This window comes from Brunnivagina elsteri CCALA 953, from assembly GCF_002289455.1.
GTDB lineage: Bacteria > Cyanobacteriota > Cyanobacteriia > Cyanobacteriales > Nostocaceae > Brunnivagina > Brunnivagina elsteri.
Window position 1 is genome coordinate 1 of sequence record NZ_NTFS01000685.1, and the last position, 1923, is coordinate 1923.

Annotated in this window: 2 protein-coding genes; one reads left to right on the forward strand and one right to left on the reverse strand. The window is 38.4% G+C overall.

Annotated elements, in window-relative coordinates; all coding sequences use genetic code 11:
* On the reverse strand, positions 1 to 750 hold a 750-nt coding region (locus CK510_RS29865; RefSeq protein ID WP_095725056.1), incomplete at its 3' end, for a M48 family metallopeptidase.
* 385 nt (positions 751 to 1135) lie between these two features.
* On the opposite strand from CK510_RS29865, the gene CK510_RS29870 reads away from it, so the two are divergent.
* Positions 1136 to 1663 (forward strand): DUF4330 domain-containing protein, encoded by a 528-nt coding sequence (locus tag CK510_RS29870; protein ID WP_095725055.1) that lies wholly within the window; start codon positions 1136 to 1138, stop codon positions 1661 to 1663.
* The last annotated feature ends 260 nt before the right edge of the window (positions 1664 to 1923 follow it).

Below are 1923 nucleotides of genomic sequence, written 5' to 3' on the forward strand. Positions count from 1 at the left end.
GCTTGTTCCGGGATGGGTACTCAAAAATGTTGGTATTGAACTCTTGGACTTGAGAAGTTTTTGCATAAACGAAACCATTCCCGATTGGGCATAACCAGCACGACTTAAGGTTTTTAATCCTCTGCGATCGGCATCAAATTCGTCTTCACGGCTGCGGGGACGGTTGAGCGCAAGTTCCACCCCAAGTCCAACAGCTTTGCTGCGGTCTAAGCCGGCTGCGGTTGCTAAACCACTGGCTACAGCACGCTGACGCATTTGTTTAAGGAGATGTTTGCCGCCAATATGACCGATTTCATGCGCCATGACGCTAGCGAATTCGGCTTCATTTTCTGCGGTTTTGAGTAATCCGGTGTGAACGTAAACAAAACCTCCCAAGGTGGCAAAGGCATTGATACTATCATCGTCAACCACTTGAAAGGTGTATTTGAGATTGGGGCGATCGCTATATTGAACTAAGCGCTGACCGATTTCTTCAACATAACGATTAATTTGCGAATTGCGACTAAGTTTGACTTCCCCACTAGCAATCTCCTTGTTCATCTGCTGACCCAATTCCATTTCTTGCCGCTCTGATACATTAGAAAGCTGAAGTACCTGTACACCGCGAATTAAGATTGGGAACCAATCAATCGCACGGGATGGAAGTGGGGTACTTAAGCAAAGTGAGAGGGCAACTACGATCGAAATTAACGGATATAACCAACGTCGTCGTTTAATAAAGTAATTCACAGAAAAGCACTTCCAAATCATTATTCTTATAATTGTCCGGTCATGGGACGGTTTTGCTAGAACGTAAAAATATTAGACGGATTTAACAGGCTGTTTGTTGCATTCTCAACATAGCTGTTAAGATTGCAGCGATGTAACAATCTAAGCTAAAAGCGTATCTTAGTATCTTGACTCAATGCAGGCTTTACGGTTTAACATATCAACTAATTGTGCATTTTTTTTTAGATGAGTGGCGGAAAACACTGCTCATGATACACTGCCGTTTGGTTTAATCCCCTTGAAATTTGGAGAGAGGTTCTGAGAAGACTAAGATGGAGAAGACAAGGTTTTACCCAAATCTCTATTCCCTACTCTCAAAATCTGACTGCTAAAATTACTGATTATTACTTTGTCACAGGAAATTTCTATGGCTATTTTAGATTCTAAAGGTCGTTTATTTGGTAAGTTCAATCTTCTTGATATTGGTGCAATTTTCGTAGTTTTATTAGTTATAGTTGGCATTTTTTTGTTCCCAGGTTCAGGTTCAGTTGCTCAAGTTAATGCCAAAATTGTACCCATCGAAGTAGATTTAGTTGTAAGAGGTCTAAATGTACGTGACCCTCAACAACTATATGCTAATGGTTTCGCTAAAGATGGAAAAACAAAAGTTATTATCCGTAACCAACCCTATGGTGAAATTAAAATTAAATCTATTCAAGAACTTCCCCGTACTTTAAGCGTTCCTCAACCGGATGGTTCCCTGAAGGAGTTAGCTGATCCCAGAAAAAATAATTTTAGTACTGATATGCTTTTGACTTTAGAAGGTAAGGCAAATCTGACTGATACTGGAGTTGTTCTTGGGAATAGCAAAGTTAAAATTGGGATGCCTTTTGAACTAGAAGGTTTTAACTACAATTTTAATGCCACAGTTATCGACATTAGAATACAACAATAAGTTAAAAAATAAGTTCAAAATAATATCTACCCAAAAAAACTAGGGTTCAAAATTAAAGATGGGTATATGAACATTAATATCTCTCGCTTTTTCAATAAGTGGGGGATATTGTTTTTACTCATGATTCATATAGCTGTATTTCAATACTATTTAGTTAAGGCTTAACTAAGAGTCAAAATCATTTTTGGAACCAGAGCAGTTTTTTGTAAGCTAGGAACAGAAGGAAGAAATACTTAACTGAACTGTATTGAGCTATATAT

Excerpts from the sequence above, each read along its gene's own strand:
- CK510_RS29870 (WP_095725055.1), top strand. The coding sequence starts at position 1,136 with ATGGCTATTTTAGATTCTAAAGGTCGTTTATTTGGTAAGTTCAATCTT.